This window comes from Gammaproteobacteria bacterium, assembly GCA_028817255.1.
GTDB classification, from domain to species: Bacteria; Pseudomonadota; Gammaproteobacteria; order Porifericomitales; family Porifericomitaceae; genus Porifericomes; species Porifericomes azotivorans.
The window spans coordinates 1-5909 of record JAPPQA010000193.1 but is presented as its reverse complement, the minus strand read 5'-3'; the positions used below and the strand labels follow the sequence as shown (position 1 = coordinate 5909).

Genomic DNA, 5909 nt, shown 5'->3' with positions numbered 1-5909 from the left:
GACAAGACCGGCGCGGGGGATATTGCGGGCATTCAAGAGATCTCCAGAAAGTTTTTGAGCAGCGCATGGCCGTGGCTGGTGAGTATGGATTCCGGGTGGAACTGGACTCCAAAGACAGGGAATTCGCGGTGCCGCAACCCCATGATCTCCTGCGGCGCGCCGTTTTCCTCCGCCGTCCAGGCATTCACCTCCAGGCATTCGGGCAGGGTCTCGCGCTCCGTGACCAGCGAGTGGTAGCGGGTGGCCGTGAAGGGGTTTTCCAATCCCTGGAAGACGCCGCTCCCGTCATGCCGAATCTCCGAGGTTTTGCCGTGCATGATCCGGCCGGCGGGCACGGTGCGGCCCCCGAATGCTTCCCCGATGCTCTGGTGCCCCAGGCATACGCCCAGGATCGGGAACCGGTCCTGAAAACGGGCGATGGCCGGCCCCGAGATGCCGGCGTTGCGCGGGACGCCAGGACCCGGCGAGATCACCAGGCGCCGGGGGGCCAGCCGCTCGATCTCCTCCAGGGTGATCCGGTCGTTGCGGAATACCCGGGTCTCCGCCCCCAGTTCGCCCAGGTACTGCACCAGGTTGTAGGTGAAGGAGTCGTAGTTGTCTATCATCAGGATCATCGTGATTGGCGCGGCTATCGTATTATCGAGCCTGGGATTATCGAGACTGGCGGCGGCCTGCCGCGGCGCCCGCGGCCGCCGCGGGGCCTGGCGTCACGGCGGGCATCGCGTAGCGTCCCGCGTCGCGCGCGGCCTGGAACAGCGCCTGCCCCTTGTTGAGGGTCTCTTCCCACTCCCGGCGCGGGTGAGAGTCGGCCACGATGCCCGCCCCTGCCTGCACGTGGATCGTGCCATCCTGGATCAGCGCGGTGCGGATGGCGATTGCCAGGTCCATATTCCCTGACCAGGACAGGTATCCCACCGCCCCGGAGTAGATGCCCCTGCCGGCCGGTTCCAGCTCGCCGATGATCTCCATGGCCCGGATCTTGGGCGCCCCGGTGACGGTGCCCGCCGGAAAAGTCGCCCGCAGCGCATCCATGGCGCCCTGGCCGGGGCGCAACCGTCCCGTTACGTTGGAAACCATGTGCATCACGTGCGAGTAGCGCTCCACTGCCATGCGCTCGGTGACCTTGACGCTGCCGATGCGGGCGGCGCGCCCCACGTCGTTGCGCCCCAGGTCAATCAGCATGAGGTGCTCTGCCCGCTCTTTGGGGTCGGCCAGCAATTCCCGCTCCAGGCGCCGCTCTTCGGCTTCGTTGCCGCCGCGCGGGCGCGTACCGGCGATCGGACGCACGGTGACGACATCCTGCTCCAGCCGCACCAGCACTTCCGGCGAAGAGCCCACGATGTGCAACCCGCCGAGGTCGAAGTAGTACAGATAGGGCGAAGGATTGAGGGAGCGCAGGGCGCGGTACAACTGCAGCGGCGGGACGCGCAGGGGCGCGGACAGGCGCTGCGAGAGAACGACCTGCATCACCTCTCCGGCGACGATGTAGCGCTTGATCTTGCGCACCGCGGTCTCGAAGTCTTCCCGGCGCAGGCCGTAGCGCAACTTCGCTTCCCGCGCCGGCGCCGCCGCCGGCGCGTACCGCAGGGAGGTGGAATAGAGCCGCGCGGCCAATTCGTCGAGGCGGGCCTGGGCCGTTTCGTATGCCGCGGGACGGCCGGGGTCGGCATGGACCACGATGTACAGGCGCCCGTTCAGGTTGTCGAAAACCACGATCTCGTCGGACACGAGCAGGCAGGCGTCCGGCCCGCCCAGGGGGTCGGGCCGGCAGCTGCCGCGCAGACTCGGCTCGAGGTGGCGGATGATCTCGTAGCCGAAGTATCCGACCAGGCCGCCGCAGAAGCGCGGCAATTCCGGGCATACGGGCGCCTTGCGCCGCCGCTGGTAGCCCTCGATCCAGGCCAGCGGGTCGTCGCTGCGAGCGCGCTCGCGCACCGTGGTCCCGTCGCGCACCACCACCTCGTCGTCCTTCGCCTCGAGGCGCCGGGCGCAGGGCAGGCCAATGATCGAGTAGCGCCCCCATCGTTCGCCGCCCTGCACCGATTCCAGCAGGTAAGAGCCGGGGCCGGCCGCCAGCTTCAGATAGACGCTGAGGGGAGTCTCCAGATCGGCGGGCGCCTCGCGGATCAGCGGGATGTGGTTGTAGCCCTGCGCCGCCAGCTCGTGGAACCGCTCCGGCGTCATGGCATCGCGGCGTCGGGCATCGCGTCGGGCATCGCGTCGGGCATCGCAACGGGCATCGCGGTGGGCATCGCGTCGGGCATCTGACGACTGCCGCCGTCGCGTCAGAACAGCTCGCGCAGGCGGCGCAGGGAATCGAGCACGAAGTCCGGCCCGCAGTCCCGGATATCCATGCCGGAGTTGTACCCGTAATCCACGCAGAGGATGGGCATCCCCGCGTTGCGGGCGGCCTCCACATCGTTTTGGGAGTCTCCGATCATCAGCGACTCTCCGGGCGCTGCCCGCAATTGCCTGGCGGCATGCAGCAACGGCTCCGGGTGCGGCTTCTTGCGGGCCAGCGTGTCGCCGCTTACGACGATCCCGAAGCGGTCGCGGATGCCGAGTTTCTCCAGCAGCCGCCCGCTGAAGCGGGCGCTTTTATTGGTGACGCAACTTAGCCGGATGCCCTGATCCCGAAGGTAGTCCAGGCCCTCCAGGACGCCGGGATACAAACTGCTGTAGCGGCAGGTATTGCGCCCGTAGAATTCCAGCAGCAGCGCCGCCGCATCGCGGTGCAGCTCGGCGGGGGCGGGCGCGGCGCCGTTGCCGCCCGCGAGGGCGCGTTGCACCAGCGTCTCCACCCCGCTGCCCAGCCAGGGGCGCACCCGCTCCGCATCGCAGGCGGGCCGGCCCAGGCGCGCCAGCGCATGGTTCAGGGCGCTCACCAGGTCGGGCGCGGTGTCGGCCAGGGTGCCGTCCAGGTCCAGCAGCACGGCTCGGGGGCGGCGCAGCGGGCGCGCGGGCGCAGCGGGAGGCGGGCTACTCCCGGGCAACTTTTGCCAACTCCCGGCGCATGCCGGCAATCGTCCGCCGGTAATCGCCGCTGCCGAAGATCGCCGAACCGGCGACGAAGGTATCCGCCCCCGCGCGCGCGACTTCGCCGATGTTGCCGACCTTGATCCCCCCGTCCACCTCCAGCCGGATATCCGGTTTGCGCGCTTCGATCAGGGCGCGGGTCTTGCGCAGCTTGGCCAGGGCCGAGGGGATAAAATCCTGCCCGCCCGCGCCCGGGTTCACCGACATGACCAGCAGCAGGTCGAGCTTGTCCAGCACGTACTCCAGCGATTCGGGGGGCGTGGCCGGGTTCAGCGCCAGCCCGGCCTTGCAGCCGTGGTCCCGGACCGCCTGCAAGCTGCGGTCCACATGCTCGCTGGCCTCGGGGTGGAAGCTGATCAGGCTTGCTCCGGCGGCCGCAAACTCCGGTATAATCCGGTCCACGGGCTTGATCATCAGGTGCACGTCGATCGGGGCGGAGATGCCGTAGTCGCGCAGCGCCTTAACGAGGACAGGGCCGAAAGTAAGGTTCGGTACGTAATGGTTGTCCATAACATCCACGTGAATGAAGTCCGCGCCGGCATCCAGCACTTGCGCCGCTTCCTCTCCGAGCCGCGCCAGATCGGATGAAAGAATAGAGGGGGCTATAGCATAAGCAGACATCCACTGCGTCTCCCTTGTCGCCATTCGAGCAGGGCAGGGACTGTACCCTATCGCCGCCGGTATCGCTATCCCGCCGGGCGCCGCGGCGCCCGCTGGCTGGGAGCGGCGCTGCTGTTTCTTCTGGCGCCCGCCGGGCATGGGGACGCGCGCCCCGATGCGCGCCCTGACGCGCCCCCTGACGCGCACCCCGACGCGCGCCCTCTCGAGGCCGCCGGCGACGGCCGCATCGTCTGGCTGGCGACGGCGGCGGGCGAGTTCCCCGCCCTGTACGCCACCGGCGCCACAGGCGGCGCGGATCGGGCGGGCGCCGTCCTGCTGCTCCACGATGTGGATTCCTATGCCGATGCGCCCCTGCTGATTCGGCCCTTGCGCCAGGGTTTGCTGGAACGGGGCTGGGATACCCTGTCGTTGCGGTTGCCGGCGGCGTCCGCGGCGGACGTGCGCCGCAAGCACCGCAGGCTGCTCGCGCTTTTCGAGCAGCGCTTTCAGGCCGGGGTCGAATTCCTGGAGCGGCAGGGATACCGCTCGATCGCGGTTGTGGGGCACGGCTTCGGCGGCTTTGCCGCCGTGCTGCGGCTGGCCGACGACAGTCCGGGCAGCGTACACGCCCTGGTGGGCATCAACATCGCCTGGTACGGCTATCCTGAAGGAGAGCGGGCGCTGCTTGAGGCGCTGTTGCGGTTCCAGGTGTCGGTGCTGGACCTGTACAGCGAGCGGGGCCGCAGCGACACGACCGTGTCCGCGCCCAAAAGAAAGCGGGCGCTGCAAAAAGTGGCGGTGCGCGACGCCGACCGCAGCCGGCAGGTGCCGCTGCCGTACTACGACCACTGGATGAGGAAAGGGGACGCGGCGATGGTGCGGATCGTGGGCAACTGGCTGGCCGGCGTCGCCGAGCCGCCGCCGCCGCGGGCGCCGGCAGCCGCGGCGCCGGCAGCCGATTAGAGGCGGGCGGATGTACTCTTACCTGAAAGCGGGGTACCACCGTTATTTCCACGATCCCCAGGCGGTATTGCTGGCGCTCCTGCTCATCGCCGGGCTGGCGACGATACTGCTCTCCGGGAGCCTGCTGGGACCCCTGTTCGTCGCCTTGCTGTTCGCCTATTTGCTCGAGGGGGCGGTGATCCGGCTCCAGCACCGCGGCCTGGGCCGGACCCTGGCGGCGCTACTGGTGTTCCTCGCGTTTCTGGCGACGACCGTGCTGATCGTCCTGGGGCTTTTGCCGCTGCTGTCGCACCAGTTTTCCCAGTTGCTGGAGGAGGCGCCGCGAATGATCGGCAGCGGCCAGGAGGCGCTGCACCGCCTGCCGGAGAAGTACCCCGCGCTGGTGTCGGAAGAGCAGATCGAAGAGCTGCTCCAACTGTTGCGCTCCGGGCTCGCCAATCTGGGCCAGGGCGCGCTCAGCTTCTCGCTGGCCTCGATCCCCGCCGTGTTTACCGCGTTGATCTATCTGATTCTGGTGCCCCTGCTGGTGCTGTTCCTGCTCAAGGACAAGGAGCAGGTGGTGCGCTGGTGCACGGGCTTTCTCCCGGAGAAGCGCAGCCTGTTGCGGCAGATTTGGAGCGAGATGGACTCGCAGATGGGCAATTACATACGCGGCAAATTCTACGAACTGGCGATCGTGGGGACCGCCAGTTACCTGCTGTTCGCATCGTTCTCTCTGAATTACGCCCCGTTGCTGGCGGCGCTGGTCGGGCTGTCGGTGATCGTTCCCTACCTGGGGGCGTTCCTGGTGACCGTGCCGGTGGTGCTGGTCGCCTTGTTCCAATGGGGGGGCGGCGCGGATAGCGCATGGCTGATCGCATTGTACTTGGTGCTCCAGTGCCTGGACGGGTACGTCCTGGTGCCGCTGCTGTTTTCCCAGGCCGTGAACCTGCACCCGATCGCCGTGATCGCGGCGATCCTGTTTTTCGGCGGGCTGTGGGGGCCCTGGGGGGTCTTTTTCGCCATTCCCCTTGCGACCCTCATCAAGATCCTCATGCAGGCGTGGCCCCGCCCCCTGGAGGGGGAAGACTCGCGCGGTTCCGAGTCGGAGGCGCCGCCGGCGTAGTCTGCGCCCGGGCGGGTCCCGGCGGCACGGCGCTGCCGCGCCCCCACCAAGCCATTACGCAATTGAGGGGAAAAGATTCCCACCCCGCCATGGAGGGTAGATTTCTGCCCTCGCCTCATTTTTCCCATCACTCCCCCCGGAGCTGGCTGCCGCCCCACTCTCCCCATCACTCCCCCCTTGAGGGGGAGTCGCAGCAGCCAAGCCG

Annotated in this window: 6 protein-coding genes; 2 read left to right on the top strand and 4 right to left on the bottom strand. The window is 68.2% G+C overall.

Features of this window, described 5'->3' with window-relative positions:
- Window positions 1-32 precede the first annotated feature (32 nt).
- The 4 genes from OXU43_07825 to rpe all read right to left on the bottom strand — a co-directional run bounded on the left by OXU43_07825 (window position 33) and on the right by rpe (window position 3657).
- Window positions 33-614: an aminodeoxychorismate/anthranilate synthase component II gene (locus OXU43_07825; GenBank protein ID MDD9825062.1), complete on the bottom strand. Its 582-nt coding sequence runs from the start codon at window positions 612-614 to the stop codon at window positions 33-35.
- A 37-nt stretch (window positions 615-651) separates the two neighbouring features.
- Window positions 652-2184, bottom strand: a complete 1533-nt coding sequence (trpE, locus tag OXU43_07820) for an anthranilate synthase component I (GenBank protein ID MDD9825061.1) — start codon at window positions 2182-2184, stop codon at window positions 652-654.
- 101 nt (window positions 2185-2285) lie between these two features.
- Window positions 2286-2933, bottom strand: coding sequence for a phosphoglycolate phosphatase (locus tag OXU43_07815; GenBank protein MDD9825060.1), 648 nt, complete (start codon window positions 2931-2933; stop codon window positions 2286-2288).
- 46 nt (window positions 2934-2979) lie between these two features.
- Entirely contained in the window at window positions 2980-3657 is a 678-nt protein-coding gene (gene rpe, locus OXU43_07810; protein ID MDD9825059.1) for a ribulose-phosphate 3-epimerase, read from the bottom strand.
- Between the two features lie 264 nt (window positions 3658-3921).
- On the opposite strand from rpe, the gene OXU43_07805 reads away from it, so the two are divergent.
- Entirely contained in the window at window positions 3922-4599 is a 678-nt protein-coding gene (locus tag OXU43_07805) for a DUF3530 family protein (protein MDD9825058.1), read from the top strand.
- Between the two features lie 10 nt (window positions 4600-4609).
- Window positions 4610-5704 carry an AI-2E family transporter gene (locus OXU43_07800; GenBank protein ID MDD9825057.1) on the top strand — a complete coding sequence of 365 codons (1095 nt, stop codon included), beginning with the start codon at window positions 4610-4612 and terminating at the stop codon, window positions 5702-5704.
- Window positions 5705-5909: the final 205 nt, after the last annotated feature.

Excerpts from the sequence above, each read along its gene's own strand:
- rpe (MDD9825059.1), bottom strand. The coding sequence starts at position 3,657 with ATGTCTGCTTATGCTATAGCCCCCTCTATTCTTTCATCCGATCTGGCG.
- OXU43_07825 (MDD9825062.1), bottom strand. The coding sequence starts at position 614 with ATGATCCTGATGATAGACAACTACGACTCCTTCACCTACAACCTGGTG.
- trpE (MDD9825061.1), bottom strand. The coding sequence starts at position 2,184 with ATGACGCCGGAGCGGTTCCACGAGCTGGCGGCGCAGGGCTACAACCAC.
- OXU43_07800 (MDD9825057.1), top strand. The coding sequence starts at position 4,610 with ATGTACTCTTACCTGAAAGCGGGGTACCACCGTTATTTCCACGATCCC.